Source organism: Mangrovimonas xylaniphaga (assembly GCF_001280435.1).
GTDB classification, from domain to species: Bacteria; Bacteroidota; Bacteroidia; order Flavobacteriales; family Flavobacteriaceae; genus Mangrovimonas_A; species Mangrovimonas_A xylaniphaga.
The window spans coordinates 758778-775376 of record NZ_LBIP01000013.1 but is presented as its reverse complement, the minus strand read 5'-3'; the positions used below and the strand labels follow the sequence as shown (position 1 = coordinate 775376).

Here is a 16599-nt window from a genome sequence, read left to right as displayed (position 1 = left end):
TTCACAAAAATAGGAATTATAAATCTAGGAATGAAGTGTAAATTAGGAGAGATTTCAACAGGGAATTTGTATCTTTAGTAAAAACCGCGGCCATGGATGTTACAAAAGAATATAGCAATGGAGAAGTCACCATTGTTTGGGAACCTAGAAAATGTATTCATTCGGGAATTTGTGTGAAAGGCTTGCCTGATGTTTTCCAACCTCAGGATAAACCATGGATTAAGATTCAAGCTGCGAGTACATCGGCCTTGGTTAACCAAGTAAAACAATGCCCTTCTGGCGCATTGAGTTTTTATATGAACGGTGCAAAACAAGATAATACTAAAGCGATGGAAACTAAAGTGGAGATTATGGAAAATGGACCGTTATTGGTACACGGTACCTTAAGTGTGAACCATACGGATGGCCGGACTGAGACCAAAGATAAAACAACTGCTTTTTGCCGTTGTGGAGGTTCCGCTAACAAACCCTATTGTGACGGCACCCACAGAAAGATTGATTTTGGGGGATAGTTCTTAAAGAAATATTTAAAGAAAAAGCGCTTCGACCATTGGTAGAAGCGCTTTCAATATATATAGACGCAAACTGCGGGATATTTTATAATATATACGGGTGAAGCTTTGGGTTTGGATGATTTTAACCCAAATTTTCTTGAAAATGAGCACTTTAAATGGGTGTTTTGTAGTTTTATTCTGCTTAAAATCAGTAAATTAAAGTTAATTTTAGTCGTCCAACGGTTTTATTTTGAGGACCTATTTTTTAAAATTAGTTTAGATGTATATGAAAGTCGAATTGAAATTAATTCGCAATTCTCTCCAAGATTAAATTTATTAATAGCAAACAGGCACCAACATCTTCTGTGATTGTGTAGAATTTTTGCTATCAATTAAACACTATTTAGAGGTATTTATGTTAGAGGCAAAGCTCCCAATGGCTGTTGACTTATATTTTCTTGTGTTTGGTTTTAGAACCTCATTCATCTATCTGGGATTTACCTAGGCATTATTTAATAACCAATTTAATTCTAAGACCAATGAAAACACAGATTACCAACGGAAGTAGTACTTCCGACCAATCCGCTACTGGCATTTTTGTTGAGCTCCACCATCTACAAATTTTGAGCAGTCTATCGTTTAAGACGATTATGTTGTTATTCTTTTTGATGGTTTCTTCCATTACAATTGCTCAGGATATTGTTTTTCCTCCAGCAGATATTTCTTGTACCTCCAAGGATTTGGAATTGGTAGGGGCTGCTTTACCCCCACCAGATGAGGACCCCTGTAACTGTAGTGGAACAAGGTTATTGGAGTTGTCTATTTACAATAAAACAGGGTCGACTAGGACCTCATTTGCGTTTTGGGGATATTTGCATAGATATGATTCAGATGGAGTCGAAATAGGAGAGCCGGAGCCTATTTTCGCGTGTGTGGGACCTGTTCCGCCAAATTCAACAACAACTCTAGTGTCTTCAACGGAAATTGAAGTGACTTGTGATACCTCTTTAGAAATTACTGATTTGTACTTGGCTTGGACTTCGGCTAGTCCCAACGCTACCTGTGAATCTTTAGCCAATGATCCAGGAGGAATTAATCCTAAATGTGGAACCTTAGATGCAATAAAGGTGGAAACAGGTGTAAATGGGATTTTAAGTGTTGTAGACGCAGATTGTACAACAGGAGGTTCTATTCAGGTGTCTCCTTTTGGTGGGATTCCACCATATTCCGTACAATTGAATGGAGGTACAGGTGTTCAGTTGCAAGTAGGAGGATCGACGACCTATTCTGCATTGGCAGCAAGTACTTATACCGTTTTAATTACGGATTCTAGAGGGTGCACCAATACTTTTATGAGGACTATTAACCCAGCAATTCCACCAGTGGCAGAGGCAGGTTCTCCTTTCAAAATTACCTGTGTTCAAAACGTAAGTGGTGGTACGATAGGGGAAAGTGGAGAAACAGGATATACTTATTCTTGGCAATCATCACCAGAGGACTTGATTTTTGATTCGACAATTGCAAATCCAGTAGTTGTCCCTTTGGTGACAACTACTTATACTGTAACAAAAACAAATACGTCTAATGGCTGCACAGATACAGATACGGTGATTATAACAGTGGATAATGCTGTTGTAACAGCCAATGCGGGAGCAGATTTCACTAAAACCTGTGTCTCTAATCCGGATGGAGCTCAAATAGGGGAAGATACAACTACGGGATTTTCTTATTCCTGGTCTCCTGCAACAGGTTTAAGTGTCGCTAATATTAGTAATCCAACTGCTAATCCAACGACAACTACGACCTATACTGTTACAAAAACCAATACTGCAACTGGCTGTTTTGATACAGATACCGTGGAGGTTACTGTAAATAACGCTGATGTTGTAGCTGAAGCGGGGAATTCTTTTACCAAGACTTGTACTTCCAATGATAATGGGGCACAAATAGGTGAGGCTGGTGAAGCAGGGTTTACATATTCTTGGTTACCTATAACGGGCTTAAGCGCTTCTGACATAAGTAATCCAACAGCTAATCCAACAAGTACAACTATTTACACGGTGACCAAAACCAATTCCACAACAGGTTGTTTTGATACGGATACTGTGACCGTAACTGTGGATAATGCCATTGTTACGGCCAATGCGGGAAGTGATTTTACCATTACTTGTGAAGACAATGTAGGAGGTTCAGGAATAGGAGAGGCATCAGTTACAGGGTTTACCTATTCTTGGTCGCCTACTACAGGATTAAGTGCTTCTAATATTAGTAATCCAACAGCCAACCCAACAAGTACAACAACTTATACGGTGACTAAAACAAATGATGCTACGGGGTGTTTAGATACAGACACTGTAGAGGTAACAGTGAATAATGCTACAGTCACAGCTGAAGCGGGAAATTCATTTATCAAGACCTGTATCTCCAATGCTAGTGGAGCTGTAATAGGAGAGGCTAGTGAAACAGGATTTACCTATTCTTGGTCTCCCGCAACAGGGTTAAGTGCTTCTAACATAGGTAATCCAACGGCTAATCCAATAAGTACAACTATTTATACGGTGACCAAAACCAATTCCACAACAGGTTGTTTTGATAGGGATACTGTGACCGTAACAGTAGATACGGATACTCCTTCTGCACCAACAATTTGTGTGGTTGAACCTTCTTTGTGTGGTCCTGATGCGGGAAGTATTACTTTTTTAAGTCCATTGGGTGGTGATTATGAATATAGTATTGATGGAGGAACCACTTACCAGGATAGTCCAGATTTTACGGATTTGACGGCAGGGTCTGTTTCTGGGATTTTAGTGAGGGACAAATCATCAGGATGTGTGTCTTCAAGTGTGTCGTGTAGTAATTCTGATTGTCCGAGTGCTGAAGCACGAATGGCAAGCACTACTGTTCCTGAGGACACATCCATAAAGCAACTTCCTTCTAAAACCATTATCAAAGCATATCCAAATCCTTTTAACGATCAAGTGAACTTTAAGGTAGTGGCTTCCGAAGATTCTAAGGGAAGTTTGGAATTGATGAATTTACTGGGGCAACGTGTTAAAATGGTTTTTGAAGGAGACTTGAAGCAAGGTGAAAACTCATATAATGTCAATTTACCGGCCCCGCAAAACAATACGCTCATTTATGTGCTAACGGTGAATGGAGAGCGTGTTACTGGTAAATTAGTTCAATCCAGGCGATAATTGTTTAATAGTATACTGTTGTTGCAGCTTAAAGCCCACTATAAAAGTGGGCTTTTTTTATGTATGAGTTTGATGTTTATTCATCATCATTTTTGATGAGCATAGGGCAGCTACGCTTGAAATTTTCCAAACGGCGTTGGGAGATATTTTTGATGTAAGGGTGATTCGGATTGCGTTTTTCAAAGTTCTGATGATAGGCTTCGGCTTCCCAAAATTTTTGGAATGGCATGATTTCAGCAGCGATATCGGTGTTTAGTTTTTTAGCCCAAGCAGCTTTTTTTTCAATGGCTATTTGTTTTTGTTCTTCATTTTGGTAAAAAATAATGGAGCGGTATTGGCTGCCATTGTCAGGACCTTGTCCGTTGAATTGAGTGGGGTCTTGCGAGTTAAAGTAAACATCCACCAAGGTGGCAAAATCCACCACTTTAGGATCGTAAATCACTTCAATGGCTTCCGCATGTCCTGTGCGTCCTGTGTTGCTGTCTTCGTACGTAGGATTTTCTGAATGGCCTCCGGAGTACCCAGAAATGGCTTCTTCCACACCTTTTACACTTTCGTAAATGGCTTCGGCACACCAAAAGCATCCACTGGCAAAATAGGCGCGGGCCAAACCGTTTTCCATTGGGACTTCAACAGGTTCTACATTCATTAAGGCTTGTTGTTTCGGGTTTACCTGCGCATGGTTGTTGCAACTAAAAAACAAGAGGGCGATGATAAAGGTGCTGATGGATTTCATGATGTTTTTCTTTTAATAGTCGTGGGACTTTGGAAAACCTTATTGAAAACTATAAGAAAGTGGTCACAAAAAAAATCCCTAACCGATAGGCTAGGGATTTTTATATGAAGTTTTATGATGGTCTAAAGTTTAGAGAACAATTTTTCCATTTTCTCTCTTTGTTCATCGGCTAACTGTGCATCTACCAAAATACGTCCACTGTGCTCGTCTGTAATTACTTTTTTACGAGAAGCAATTTCAACCTGAATTTGTGGTGGAATTGTAAAGAAAGAACCTCCTGAGGCACCTCTTTCAATTGGCACAACGGCCAATCCGTTCTTTACATTGCTACGGATTCTTTGGTAAGCTTTTACCAATCTAGAGTCAATCTGCTCTTGGTATTCTTCAGATTTTTGAAGTAAAGCTTGTTCTTCTTTTTCAGTCTCGGCTAAAATAGCGTCCAACTCACTGCGCTTGTGCTTAAGGTGGGTTTGACGGTCTTTAAGACGATCTTTGGTTTCAGCAATGATTTCTTTTTTCTGCTCAATTTGCGCCTTGAACTCTTTAATGTGTTTTTCGGCCAATTGAATTTCCAATTCCTGAAACTCTATTTCTTTAGTCAATGAGTTGTATTCTCTGTTATTTCTAACATTTTTTTGTTGCTCACTGTATTTTTTAATCAAAGCTTTGGCTTCTTCAATTAAATTTTTCTTCCCTTTGATTTCCTCATCAATCATTTCAAGATTTGAACCTAATTTTTCAAGTCTTGTATTTAATCCTTCTACTTCATCTTCAAGGTCTCTTACCTCCAAAGGAAGCTCGCCTCTTAAGTTTCTGATTTCGTCTACTCTGGAATCGATTAATTGTAAATCGTATAACGCTCTTAATCGTTCTTCAACAGAAGCTTCAGCTTTTTTTGCCATAATTATAAATACTTTACTGGATTGGTATTTGTCATCGATAAAACGACTGCAAAATTAGTAATTTTTTTTGATAGATAGTCCGCTAAAAATGTTTTTGTGTGCTGTTCGCTCTCGTAATGACCTATATCTGCTAAAATAATTTGGTTTTCGGCGGAAAAGAAGTCATGATATTTTAAGTCTGAAGTAATTAGGATGTCAGCTTTGGCTGCTTTGGCTGCACCAACGGCAAAACTTCCGGAGCCCCCCAACACCGCTACTTTTTTGATAGGTTTCTGTGGGAGTTCGGTATGTCTAATTGCCGATACGTTCATCTTTTCTTTTACATAGTTTAAAAAAGGAATGGGATCCATTTCTTTTTCCAATTGCCCAATCATACCTATGCCAATGGTTTGGTTGATATTGTCCAGAGTTTGCACTTCGTAGGCGACTTCCTCATACGGGTGAGCCGAAAAAAGTGCCTTTAGAATACTAGATTCGTGATGTTTTTGAAAGGTTACCGAAACTTGGGTTTCTGTTTCGTAATGCAATACTTGCTTTTCTCCTTTTGTAGGATTGGAGGAGGCATTTCCCCTAAAGGTTCCGGTACCTTCCGTATTAAAACTACATTGGTCGTAATTACCTATACTACCCGCTCCTGCAGCAAATAAAGCTTCGCGTAACTGAATGGCAGATTCCGTAGGAACATAGGTGGTCAGTTTTTTTATGGTGCTTTTTTGTGGAATCAATATTTCTTTGGAATGTAATTCTAATTGGTTGCAGATAATATCATTTACGCCTTGTAAGGCATTGTCCAAAGCTGTATGAATGGCATAAATGGCAATGTTATGTTGAATGGCTTTAATCACCACTCGCTCTACATAACTGTTACCGTTTAGTTTTTTTAAGCCTTTAAAAATGATGGGGTGGAAGCTCACAATAAGATTGCAGTTGTGCTCAATGGCTTCGTCTACAACGGCTTCCAAGGTGTCTAAAGTTACCAAAACCCCTGTTAATGGAGTGTTTTTGTCTCCTACCAAAAGGCCTACATTGTCAAAATCTTCTGCATAGGCCGTTGGGGCCAAATCTTCCAAATGCGCAATGACATCTTTTATAAGCATAAAAGTATTGTTTGTTTCAAAGATAAAAATAAAGTGATACGCTCGGCAGTTTTCTGAAGGTTAGAAATTGGAAAGAAGCATGATTTAAATATTGACTATATTGCCAAACCAATTCAATGCTGTTTTAAATAGTCATTTATGCACTTACTTCGGAAGCTTTTATTGCCTTTTGTTCCTGTTTATTATGTGGTCACTTGGTTGCGAAACAAATTATATGATGTTGGTGTTTTTAAGTCAACGGAATATAATTTCCCCGTGATCGCAGTTGGCAATTTGAGTGTTGGTGGAACGGGAAAAACGCCAATGATTGAATATTTGGTTAGGTTATTAGGGAAAGATCGAACCTTGGCAACTTTGAGTAGGGGGTATAGGAGGGGAACCAAAGGGTTTCTTTTGGCCAATGGGGAAACGAAAGTAGAGGATATTGGAGATGAACCTTTCCAATTTCATTCTAAGTTTGAAGATCTATTGGTGTGTGTCGATGAGGACAGACGTCATGGCATTGCGGTGTTACGCGAATTGAAAAATGCTCCTGAAATTATCCTTTTGGACGATGCTTTTCAGCATCGTAAAGTGAAGGCCGGATTTTATGTGTTGTTGACTTCCTATTCCAAATTATACGCTAACGATATTTTGTTGCCAACAGGCGATTTAAGAGAGCCACGATCTGGTGCCAAACGTGCTGATGTGATTGTAGTAACTAAATGCCCAAACAATTTGGGTGAGGTTGAAAAAACAGAAATTATAAAGCAATTAAAGCCAAATGAAGGGCAGGAGGTGTTTTTTAGTTCAATTGATTATTCAGATGTACTTAAAGGTCGAAAAGGAGAAATAGCTCTTGATTTGTTAAAAGGTAAACCGTTTAGCTTGGTGACAGGTATAGCGAATCCAAAACCTCTTTTGGAGTACTTGAAGTCTTTTCAACTAGAGTTTAAACACTTAAATTTTAAGGATCACCACGATTTTTCAGAAAGTGAGATTGATATGTTGAAAAACGAAGAACTGATCATCACTACGGAAAAGGATTATATGCGCCTATCTCCACATTTCAAAAATCAAGATGACCTGTTCTATTTACCCATAGAAGTACAGTTGGATAAACCAGAATTGTTCAATTCAAAGGTGAACACCTTTGTTAACCAATTTTAAAATTAAATGGTAGAAGCTTGATTCTGGTTGCTTAAAGCGTTGAATAGCTTCTTCTCAAAATCTTCCTGTTTAAACGGTTTTGAGATAATATCGTTGAAGCCAGCTTCATCAAACTCATGCATTTTGTCTTCCAAGGTTACCGCGGTAAGGGCAAATATGGTAAGCTCTTTGTCGAAAGTTCTAATGATTTTGGTAGCTTCCAATCCGCTAATTCCAGGCATGTGGATATCCATTAAAACAACACTGTAATTTACTTCTTTTACTCTCTCAACGGCATCTTCACCATTGTCCACGACATCGCACTGAAGGTTCATTTTGTTCAAAATCTTCTTCGTGATCATTTGGTTAATTTTGTTGTCCTCGACAACCAAAATTTTAACATTGCTTAAGTCCAATTGATTGATGTTATTTGAATAGTTTGGTTTCGCGATGGTCTCAAGCTTTTCAGCATAAGCCATTGGCACTTCAAAAATGAAGGTAGATCCTTTTCCGAGCTCACTTTTTAGGTAGATTTTTCCTTTCAGGATTTCTATAAGCCCTTTCACAATGGAAAGTCCAAGCCCAGTTCCTCCGTACTTACGGTTTATTTGAATGGAGCCTTGAGAGAAACTTTCAAACATGTGCTCCTGCTTTTCTTTGGTAATTCCTATACCGTTGTCCTCTACTTCAAACCTTACCCCATATACCCCATCTTTTTCATTCATTTTGGTAACTCTTACCCAAATATCACCGTCTTTGGTAAACTTAATAGCGTTACCAATAAGGTTGATCAAGATTTGGGAAATCTTAAGTTGGTCAGCTTCAAAGGTGCGAGGAAGGTCTTTGTCGTACTCAAAATGCATGGTAATGTTATTGTCCATTGCAGAATTGTTGAGCGCAGAAATTACATTGCCTACTTTCTTCTTTAAATCAAAAATTTCAGGATCCAAGTCTACCTTGTTGGCTTCAATTTTATTGATTTGTAGAATGTCGTTGATGAAGGTTAAAAGATAGTCTCCAGAAAATTTCAATGATTTTAAGTGAGGTATCTGTTCTGGTTTTGGTTGCTCTTCCAAAAGCATATTGGTCAATCCGGTGACGGCATACAAAGGTGTTCTAAGCTCATGCGTTACCGTGGAAAGGAAATTGGCTTTTGTTTTGGACGCCAACTCGGCCTTTTCTTTGGCCAATACCAACTCGTCATTTTTCTTGTGAAGCATGTTGTTGGTCTTGAGCCTAATATTGTTGTTTTTGTAGAGTGAAAGTGTTAGCAGCGAAAGAATAGTGATAAGGGCAATACTCAAAATAGTGGTGATTTTGGTAAGGTTGCTATCGGCATTCTTTTGCTTCATTTCTGCCTTTAACTGTTGGTTTTCGGCATCTTTATATTCACTGATAAATTGTGTGCGTTTTTCTGGGCTCAAGTTCTCACGTTTGATATCCAATATAGAATCCGATAACTTGATGTGCTTGAGTAAAAATTCGTTGGCAAGCTTGTAGTTTTGTTCAGATTGGTAAATGTCGCTCAAAGTAAGGTAACTTTCGTTGAGGCTTTCGATAAGCTTGTTCTGTTGGGCAATTTTTAATCCGTCGTTGGTAACAGAAAGGGCCAAATCACTATTGCCTAGTTGTTGCAGAACTTTTCCATTATTGATTAAGGCACTACTTAAAATATTGTTTTGATTGTATTTTTTAGCAAGTACAATAGCCTTTTCCAATTGGGCTTTGGCCTGTTTGTAGTCTTCCATTTGAATGTAAACCTTGGCTTCATTAAGGCATACTTCTGGGATGTATTCCTCTAGGTCTTCCTCTTCAAATTTGGTTTTGGCAGAATTAAAGTAGTCTAAAGCCGTTTGGTAATCCTTGGAGCTGTAGTAAATAACTCCCCAAACATTATAGGTTATTGCCAAATTGGCGTAATCCTCAATCTCCCTTTGAATCTCTGCAGCTTTATTAAGGGAAACTATTGCTTCTTTGGACTCTTCAATGGTGTATTGCAGTTTGGCAATCTTGGTATAGATAATTCCTTGACTTTGTTTGTTGCCAATAGTTTTGGCTATATCCAAAGCATTTGTAAGATTTTCCTTTGCCTCGTAATAATCGCCACGGCTACTGTTTAAGGAAGCATACGTGATGTGATTTTCAATGCGCATTTGCAATAAATCACGATCATCAGCGTTGTTTTGCGCTCCTAGCTGAAGCCAACAACTGAAGCCTAAAATAAGGATGAAGTACTTAATTTGGGACATATTTAGACCGCTTTTATTGTAACAAATATAAATATTTATTCGATAAAAGTCATGATTTGTCCGATAAATTGCAAATTAAATCTAAAATTCTTGAAGAATATCCAGTTTCATTGTCGTACCACCCTACAATTTTAACCATATTTCCTATCACGGAAGTCATCTGTGAGTCGAAGATGCAACTGTGGGTATTTCCTACAATATCTATTGATACGATGGGGTCTTCGGTGTATTCCAAAATGCCTTTCAGCTTAGTTTCTGAAGCATTTTTAAAGGCTTGGTTTATATCTTCTATAGATACCGTGTTTTCCACGTTAAAAGTGATATCCGTTAAGGAACCGTTGGCTACGGGCACTCTTATTCCGCAGCCCCCAATAACATTGGAAAGGTCGGGGAAAATTTTGGTCAAAGCCTTGGCGGCACCAGTAGTTGTAGGTACAATGGATTGCCCTGCGGCACGTGCTCTACGCAAGTCGCGATGAGGTTGATCGTGCAAGCTTTGGTCTGTTGTATAGGAGTGAACCGTGGTAATATAGGCCTGCTTGACGCCACAGAGTTCCTTAACAACAGCTAGCATTGGCGCTGCATTGTTGGTAGTACAGGAGGCGTTTGAAATAATTTTTTCCGTACCATCCAATAAATGGTCGTTGACGCCCATGACAATAGTTTTGATACTATCATCTAAAGGAGGGACCGATAAAATCACACGATTGGCACCATTTTTTATATGCCATTCTAAATCTTCAGTAGTCTTGAATTTTCCGCTAGCTTCAATAGTGAAATCAACATCATAAGGACGCCAATCAATATCTTTAGGATGCTTATGATTCAGTAGTGGAATCTTTTGATTGTCTACAATGATATTGTGGTTATCCCAGGCCACTTCGTTTGGTAAAACACCATGAATACTATCGTATTTGAGCAAATGACTTAAGGTATGCGCATCTGCTAAATCATTTATGGCAACTACACTAAGGTTGGGATGGTTTTGTATGAGTCTAAATACGCGTCGGCCAATTCGGCCAAACCCATTTATGGCAACCCTAATCATGACTAGTGGATGTGTTTTTGCGCGTGGTAGGAAGATCTTACCAAAGCGCTACTTTCAACATGTCTAAAGCCTAATTCCAAACCAATGGTTTCATATTCTTTAAACTGTTCAGGAGTGATAAAACTTTGAACAGGAAGGTGTTTTTTACTTGGTTGTAAATATTGACCAATGGTTACAACATCAACATCATTTGCTTTTAGGTCGTGTAGGGTTTCGATAACTTCCTCCCTGGTTTCTCCAAGACCTAACATAATTCCAGATTTCGTACGACGTTGTCCTTGTGCTTTTAAATATTTCAAAACACCCAAGCTACGGTCGTATTTCGCTTGGATACGTACTTCTCTGGTAAGCCGTCTTACGGTTTCAATATTATGAGATACAACTTCTGGAGCAACTTCTATAATGCGGTCAATATGTTGTTCGATGCCTTGAAAGTCTGGAATCAAGGTTTCCAAGGTAGTTTCCGGGTTCATACGGCGAACAGCTTTTACCGTTTCGGCCCACATGATACTCCCCATATCCTTGATATCGTCACGATCTACACTGGTTAATACAGCGTGTTTGATGTTCATTAACTTGATGGAGCGTGCCACTTTTTCTGGTTCGTCCCAATCCAAAGTTTCTGGACGACCTGTTTTTACTCCGCAAAATCCACAGGAACGGGTACAGATATTTCCTAAAATCATGAAGGTTGCAGTACCTTCTCCCCAACATTCACCCATATTAGGACAGCTTCCCGAAGTACAAATGGTGTTCAACTTGTATTTGTCCACCAAGCCTCTAAGTTCTGTATACTTTTTACCGGTAGGTAATTTAACTCGTAACCATTTTGGTTTTGGCTGTCTTTCTGTTACCGTGTTTGAAGCAGTTTCTGTGTTCATGTAATCTGTAATTTGCAACCGCAAAGATACAAAGTATAATTGTAATACCTTGCTATATCGTACTAAGATACCAAGCGCTAAAACCTATAAGAAAAACTATGCCCAAGAGACTCCAAATATGCATTGCCATTGAAGGACGCCATTCTGTTGGCGTATGTTTGCTACAGATAAGCACATAATTGGCGATAGCGAAAAAGGGCGCCGTTAAAAACGAAAGAATCGTAGCAATTTGGATGAGAAGTCCCATTTCCGAAGCTAGGAAAAAGAAAATCAAGATGGTTCCTAAAAGCAGAATGAACATCCATGCAAGATATCCTTTAAACTGTTTTTTAGGAAACAGTAATTGCAGACTGTGGGCCATGGATCGAGGAGAGGCATCCATAGTGGTGAGGGTAGTGCTGAACATGGTGGTGAAAGCGGCAATACCAATGATGGGATAGGTCCATGCTCCCATGTGTTTGGAATACATGGAGATTAATTGGTTTGAAAATTCACTCGCTTTAGCACTGAATGCCACACTGCTTTGGTGCATTACCAAAGCGCCCAATGTTAAAAATCCTAATCCAATGATGATTGTTCCTATAAATCCAATATTGAAATCGAATAAAGAGGATTTCACTGTTAAGTTTTGAACTTCTTTCTTTTTTTCAATGGTCCATAAGGAATGCCAGATAGAAATATCCAAAGGGGCGGGCATCCATCCCATAAAAGCAATTAAAAAAGCTATTTGCAAATGGTCTTTTGGAAGTATCTGTAAAAACGAAATAGACGTTGGTTGCTCTTTAAAAGCCAAAACTACAGCTATAAGTGTGCTGATGGTAAGGGTGACAACAATCCCCTTCATGATTTTATCTAGAAATCGGTATTTTCCTTTTAATAGTATCAAGACACATATAAAGAGAATAATTACTGTCCAAATTTCTAAAGAAATGCTATTTCCAAACAGGTTGTGGGCCAATCCAGCGGTAACTATTGTAACGGCTGTTTGAATGGTGAACATTGAAGCCAATGTTACTATAGTATATGTGAAAAGAACACCTTTGCCCAATTTTTTGTAACCTTCTAAAAGACTTTCTCCCGTAGCCATGGCATAGCGTGGGCCAAATTGAAAAAAGGGATATTTAAACAAATTTACCAAAAGTAAAACCCACACAAGTCCAAAACCATAATCGGCGCCAGCTCTAGTGGATTGTACCAAATGTGATACACCAATTGCTGCACCGGCAAAGAGTAATCCAGGACCTAGCTTTTTAAAATCAAAGGACATTATTTTTTGGTGATAATTTCTGCCAATAGTTTTTTTGCCCTAAGGAGTTTCACCTTTACATTGTTGATGGGCTCTTGAAGTTGTTCCGAAATTTCCTTGTAACTCAGCTCCTGAAAATATCTTAGGTTGATAATTTCTTGATAATGGGGCTGCAGCTTTTTGATGTCCCTTAAAAGTTTTGCCAGATTCTGTTCGGTGATGAGTTTGTCTTCCGGTGAAGGAGATTCGTCTATAATATTGTAAAACTCATTGTCATCTTCTCGATTTGTAGTGCTCGTAATTGATGATTTTCGTTTGCGCAACAAATCGATATGGATGTTCTTTGAAATGGTAATCAACCATGTTCTAAATACATAGCTCTCATCATAGGTGGCTATTTTGTCAAAGGCCTTTGAAAATGTTTGGATGCTTATATCTTCGGCATCATTCTCATTTTCGGTGCGTTTCAATTGAAAGCCGTATACGTCGTTCCAAAAAGTGTCCAACAAAAAATTGAATGCCATTTGGTCATTTTGTTTGGCTTTTGCAATGGCTTCTTTTACTTCCAATGATGAGGTTTTGCAATTAGATTTTTTATAAATATAAAGAATTGTACCACAATTAAAAATAGTTCCAAGAAGGGAAGTAATACTAAAACGTCTTTTTCATTTAGCTTTTTAGCGGACAAACCCAATATGGTATAGGCCATTAAAAATCGGAATCCAACCAGTCCGGCCACAATCATCCATTGATATTGGATAGATAGCAATAAGGTGGCCAATGCCCAAAAAAGAACTTGGGAAACATAGAACAGACCCAATGCTATTTTGTGTTTGGTTTTATACCGTTGAGCTGTGCTTACATGGCGCCGCTTTTGCAAGATCCAACTGCTAAATGTGGTTTTGGGTTTTGAAAGTGTAAAGCTTTCGGGGCTTACGCACACAGCCGTATTTTTAGATGTGGCAATTTCATTTACAAACAAATCGTCGTCACCAGAGTTGAGATCAATATGGCTCATAAAACCTCTGGCTTCATAAAACGTATCGCTTTTATAGGCTAAGTTGCGCCCAACTGCCATATATGGAATTCCTATTTGTGCATAGGAAAGGTATTGGGTAGCCGTTAGTAAGGTTTCGTACCGTATAAGTTTGTTTAGGAGTGAGCCTTTAATTTTTTGGTAAGCACCATAACCAATGACAATACACTTGGTGTAGGAAAAATGGCTGCACATTTCAGAAATCCATTGGTTGGATACAGGTTTGCAGTCGGCATCTGTAAATAGGAGGTGTTTGTTCTTGGCGGCTTTGATCCCTAGGGTAAGGGCGTATTTTTTGTTGCCCCAAAAGGCCTCAACATTTTTAACGTCTACAATTTTAATGAAATCATGAGACGATTTAAATTCTTCCATGACTTCCAAAGTGTCGTCGCTAGAGCTGTCGTTGATAAGGACTATTTCAAAATTTGGATAATCCTGTTGTAGAATGGATGGAAGAAATTCACGAAGGTTCTCGGCCTCGTTTTTGGCACAAATAATAACCGATACCGGAAAATTTTGGGGTACCGCTTTGAGGGCTTTAGAAAAAGCAAACTTTTGAAAAATCCCTAAATAATAAAACGCTTGAACAATGATAACTACAATAAAACTGTAGAACAGAACATCAAATATCAGCATTAAGGATTAGGAGTGTTGAGGTTCGTTGCAGTTATCAAATTGGTCTGGAGTCTTTCCACAAAAACCACAAGCTTCCCCACTTTTATTAAGCATAGGATTTTGACTTGCGCAAGTTCCAGCAAATTTACCATCCTTTTTAGCCCATATTTTAATGGCGATTCCAGCAATTCCCAATCCTAAAAGGATAAGTGTGATAAGTAACAATTTCATGCGTAAAAGGTTTCTGCAAAGGTAAAGCTTTTGATGTAAAATGACTAATTCTATAAGCAGATGTTAACAAGTGTTGACAGTTTGTTGTAAGATTTTGAGTTTGTGAATTACAGGGGAAGAAAAATAATGTTAAATTTAAAACGCTAACTGTTAATGTTATAACTTATGAAAAAAATATTTGCTGAGTTTTTTGGAACCTTTTGGTTGGTTTTTGGAGGTTGCGGCAGTGCTATTTTTGCTGCAGCGTTTCCTGAATTGGGTATTGGCTTTGCTGGGGTGGCCCTTGCTTTTGGACTAACGGTGCTTACAATGGCTTTTGCCGTTGGGCACATTTCAGGAGGACATTTTAATCCAGCAGTAACTTTTGGGTTATGGGCAGGAGGAAAATTTCCAGCTCAAGATTTGGTAGGGTACATAGCGGCTCAAATTATTGGAGGTATTGCCGCGGCTGGCGTGTTGTACCTAATTGTTTCTGGTCAACCTAATTTTACTGATGTGGGCGGTTTTGCAGCCAATGGCTACGGAGAGTTGTCCCCCGGAGGTTATTCTATGTTATCTGGATTGGTGGCCGAGTTTACACTTACTTCGTTTTTCCTGTTGATAATTTTGGGAAGTACCAATGAGCGGGCTCCAAAGGGTTTTGCGCCTATAGCCATTGGTTTGGCATTAACTTTAATTCATTTAATCAGTATACCAATTACAAACACTTCTGTTAACCCTGCGAGATCTACAAGTCAGGCGTTGTTTGCTACAGGGCCTTATATTTCGCAACTATGGTTGTTTTGGGTAGCTCCTATTTTAGGAGCGATTGTGGCTGGATTAATTCATAAAACCTTGTTCGATAAACCGGAGATGGAATAAAAAAGAAAACCTCGGAAATTCCGAGGTTTTTTTATTTCAAATGTGCTAATTTCTAATTGTTTTTTAAGGAGATTTCTGCAACTTCATTTTCTGCAGAAGCTGCATTGTTTTGTCCTTCTTTAGATTCTATGGTAATGCTAAGTCCCAATGCATCTTCCATATAAGGAATAGGTTTTAATTTGCGATCTGAAGCATCCAAAATTCCTAGGTTAACCATTTTTCCCTGTAACTCTGCCCAAATTTGATAGGTTTGATCTTCAGGTAACTGAGGTAAGGATACCACATCGATCATCGAAGTTTTGTCTACGGCATTGATGTAAGCTACGGTTTTAAGGTCTTTGGCTCTGTCGTTGCCGCGCAATACATACTTTTCGGTTTCTGGGTTGTTTAATTTCATGAACTGTCTCATGAGATTGTCCAGTTTTTCGTTGTTGTTTTCAATGTCGTTTCTCAAATCAAAAAGCTCATCAACAACCACTTGGTTTTCCTGTTGTAAAAGGATGTTCTGTTGGTACAGCAAAAAGGCAGCACTGGCAAAAATGAAGGCAACAATACTGGCCGCGATACTATAGCGGTACCAAGTTTTTTTGCGCTTTACACGAGTTTGCGTTAAGCTGATAACAGGCGTTTCCTTTTTGGTTTCCTCTTTTTCGATGGCTTTGTGAATGGAATCCAAAATGAACTGGGGAGCTTCTACCGCATTGGATTTGGCAAGGATTTCTAAATTGTCCTGCAATCTAATGTACTCATCATGGGCTTCTGGGTATTTGGAAATAAAATGTTCTACTTCTAAAATCTCCGAAGCATCTGCTGTCCCTAGGATATACTTGTCCAATAGGTCAGACTTCAAGAAAGATTGTAATGTTGTTTCCATTGCT

General features: G+C 38.7%; 15 protein-coding genes. 4 read left to right on the top strand and 11 right to left on the bottom strand.

Annotated elements, in window-relative coordinates; genetic code table 11:
• Positions 1–92: 92 nt before the first annotated feature.
• On the top strand, positions 93–512 hold the full coding sequence (locus ZA06_RS03455; RefSeq protein ID WP_053975996.1) for a (4Fe-4S)-binding protein: 420 nt from the start codon (positions 93–95) through the stop codon (positions 510–512).
• A 521-nt stretch (positions 513–1033) separates the two neighbouring features.
• Entirely contained in the window at positions 1034–3691 is a 2658-nt protein-coding gene (locus ZA06_RS03450; RefSeq protein WP_082331917.1) for a T9SS type A sorting domain-containing protein, read from the top strand.
• 76 nt (positions 3692–3767) lie between these two features.
• Here ZA06_RS03450 and msrA read toward each other — a convergent pair whose 3' ends face one another.
• The 3 genes from msrA to ZA06_RS03435 form a co-directional block, all read right to left on the bottom strand.
• Positions 3768–4427: a peptide-methionine (S)-S-oxide reductase MsrA gene (gene msrA, locus ZA06_RS03445; protein WP_053975994.1), complete on the bottom strand. Its 660-nt coding sequence runs from the start codon at positions 4425–4427 to the stop codon at positions 3768–3770.
• Between the two features lie 122 nt (positions 4428–4549).
• The gene (locus ZA06_RS03440) at positions 4550–5329 is read right to left on the bottom strand and encodes a zinc ribbon domain-containing protein (protein WP_053975993.1); all 780 of its coding nucleotides are present in this window, start codon (positions 5327–5329) and stop codon (positions 4550–4552) included.
• A gap of 2 nt (positions 5330–5331) precedes the next feature.
• Positions 5332–6426, bottom strand: a complete 1095-nt coding sequence (locus ZA06_RS03435; RefSeq protein WP_053975992.1) for a Nif3-like dinuclear metal center hexameric protein — start codon at positions 6424–6426, stop codon at positions 5332–5334.
• A 138-nt stretch (positions 6427–6564) separates the two neighbouring features.
• Between ZA06_RS03435 and lpxK the strand changes: the two genes are divergently transcribed.
• Positions 6565–7575 (top strand): tetraacyldisaccharide 4'-kinase, encoded by a 1011-nt coding sequence (lpxK, locus tag ZA06_RS03430; RefSeq protein WP_053975991.1) that lies wholly within the window; start codon positions 6565–6567, stop codon positions 7573–7575.
• Positions 7576–7577: 2 nt separating this feature from the next.
• Here the strand turns inward: lpxK and ZA06_RS03425 are convergent, their stop codons facing one another.
• From ZA06_RS03425 to ZA06_RS03395, 7 genes are read right to left on the bottom strand one after another with little or no spacing between them, the layout of a single operon-like run.
• On the bottom strand, positions 7578–9803 hold the full coding sequence (locus tag ZA06_RS03425; RefSeq protein WP_053975990.1) for an ATP-binding protein: 2226 nt from the start codon (positions 9801–9803) through the stop codon (positions 7578–7580).
• A gap of 49 nt (positions 9804–9852) precedes the next feature.
• Positions 9853–10851 (bottom strand): type I glyceraldehyde-3-phosphate dehydrogenase, encoded by a 999-nt coding sequence (gap, locus tag ZA06_RS03420; RefSeq protein ID WP_053975989.1) that lies wholly within the window; start codon positions 10849–10851, stop codon positions 9853–9855.
• Between the two features lie 2 nt (positions 10852–10853).
• Complete coding sequence (gene lipA, locus ZA06_RS03415; RefSeq protein WP_053975988.1) at positions 10854–11732, bottom strand: lipoyl synthase; 879 nt, start codon at positions 11730–11732, stop codon at positions 10854–10856.
• A 52-nt stretch (positions 11733–11784) separates the two neighbouring features.
• The gene (locus ZA06_RS03410) at positions 11785–12999 is read right to left on the bottom strand and encodes an Nramp family divalent metal transporter (protein ID WP_053975987.1); all 1215 of its coding nucleotides are present in this window, start codon (positions 12997–12999) and stop codon (positions 11785–11787) included.
• Positions 12999–13547, bottom strand: a complete 549-nt coding sequence (locus ZA06_RS03405) for an RNA polymerase sigma factor (protein WP_082331916.1) — start codon at positions 13545–13547, stop codon at positions 12999–13001. Before ZA06_RS03405 ends, ZA06_RS03410 begins: the two co-directional genes overlap by 1 nt.
• On the bottom strand, positions 13538–14650 hold the full coding sequence (locus tag ZA06_RS03400) for a glycosyltransferase (RefSeq protein ID WP_053975985.1): 1113 nt from the start codon (positions 14648–14650) through the stop codon (positions 13538–13540). The genes ZA06_RS03405 and ZA06_RS03400 overlap by 10 nt, the downstream gene beginning before the upstream one ends.
• Positions 14651–14656: 6 nt before the next feature.
• A complete protein-coding gene (locus ZA06_RS03395; RefSeq protein WP_053975984.1) occupies positions 14657–14860 on the bottom strand; it encodes a membrane or secreted protein in 204 nt (67 codons plus the stop codon).
• 165 nt (positions 14861–15025) lie between these two features.
• On the opposite strand from ZA06_RS03395, the gene aqpZ reads away from it, so the two are divergent.
• Positions 15026–15721, top strand: coding sequence for an aquaporin Z (gene aqpZ, locus ZA06_RS03390; RefSeq protein ID WP_053975983.1), 696 nt, complete (start codon positions 15026–15028; stop codon positions 15719–15721).
• 52 nt (positions 15722–15773) lie between these two features.
• Here aqpZ and ZA06_RS03385 read toward each other — a convergent pair whose 3' ends face one another.
• The gene (locus ZA06_RS03385; protein ID WP_053977053.1) at positions 15774–16595 is read right to left on the bottom strand and encodes an anti-sigma factor; all 822 of its coding nucleotides are present in this window, start codon (positions 16593–16595) and stop codon (positions 15774–15776) included.
• Between the last annotated feature and the right edge of the window lie 4 nt (positions 16596–16599).

Coding starts and splice junctions, on each gene's coding strand:
- ZA06_RS03455 (WP_053975996.1), top strand. CDS start 93: ATGGATGTTACAAAAGAATATAGCAATGGAGAAGTCACCATTGTTTGG.
- ZA06_RS03450 (WP_082331917.1), top strand. CDS start 1,034: ATGAAAACACAGATTACCAACGGAAGTAGTACTTCCGACCAATCCGCT.
- msrA (WP_053975994.1), bottom strand. CDS start 4,427: ATGAAATCCATCAGCACCTTTATCATCGCCCTCTTGTTTTTTAGTTGC.
- ZA06_RS03440 (WP_053975993.1), bottom strand. CDS start 5,329: ATGGCAAAAAAAGCTGAAGCTTCTGTTGAAGAACGATTAAGAGCGTTA.
- ZA06_RS03435 (WP_053975992.1), bottom strand. CDS start 6,426: ATGCTTATAAAAGATGTCATTGCGCATTTGGAAGATTTGGCCCCAACG.
- lpxK (WP_053975991.1), top strand. CDS start 6,565: ATGCACTTACTTCGGAAGCTTTTATTGCCTTTTGTTCCTGTTTATTAT.
- ZA06_RS03425 (WP_053975990.1), bottom strand. CDS start 9,803: ATGTCCCAAATTAAGTACTTCATCCTTATTTTAGGCTTCAGTTGTTGG.
- gap (WP_053975989.1), bottom strand. CDS start 10,851: ATGATTAGGGTTGCCATAAATGGGTTTGGCCGAATTGGCCGACGCGTA.
- lipA (WP_053975988.1), bottom strand. CDS start 11,732: ATGAACACAGAAACTGCTTCAAACACGGTAACAGAAAGACAGCCAAAA.
- ZA06_RS03410 (WP_053975987.1), bottom strand. CDS start 12,999: ATGTCCTTTGATTTTAAAAAGCTAGGTCCTGGATTACTCTTTGCCGGT.
- ZA06_RS03400 (WP_053975985.1), bottom strand. CDS start 14,650: ATGCTGATATTTGATGTTCTGTTCTACAGTTTTATTGTAGTTATCATT.
- ZA06_RS03395 (WP_053975984.1), bottom strand. CDS start 14,860: ATGAAATTGTTACTTATCACACTTATCCTTTTAGGATTGGGAATTGCT.
- aqpZ (WP_053975983.1), top strand. CDS start 15,026: ATGAAAAAAATATTTGCTGAGTTTTTTGGAACCTTTTGGTTGGTTTTT.
- ZA06_RS03385 (WP_053977053.1), bottom strand. CDS start 16,595: ATGGAAACAACATTACAATCTTTCTTGAAGTCTGACCTATTGGACAAG.